The 251-nt window shown below is 66.9% G+C and carries 1 protein-coding gene; it reads right to left on the bottom strand.

Translation table 11 applies throughout. The features are described 5' to 3' along the window. Positions 1-251 (bottom strand): transposase (locus tag QJT78_RS52580; RefSeq protein ID WP_281460992.1); only part of this gene is annotated, 251 nt, incomplete at both ends.

A 251-nucleotide genomic window follows, 5' to 3' on the forward strand; every position in this document is an offset into this window, starting at 1 on the left:
GGACAGACCGAAGATGTAGTCGATGCCGTTGGTCTCGCACCACGCCATGGCCTCCGGCCGGGCATAGTGCCCGTCGCCACGGAACGTAATTCGCGTGTTGTGCCACCGCGTGCGGATATGCCGTACCAGGCGGCGCAGAAGGGCACGCACCTCGACGCCGCCCGGCGTCTTGCCGGGCCGCAGCACGACGGCCACGGGACGGCTCTTCTCCGTGTCGTAGACGTGGATCGGCAGGAAGCAGCGTTCGTCAT

It is taken from the genome of Bradyrhizobium sp. Mp27 (assembly GCF_029953005.1).
Lineage (GTDB): Bacteria > Pseudomonadota > Alphaproteobacteria > Rhizobiales > Xanthobacteraceae > Bradyrhizobium > Bradyrhizobium barranii.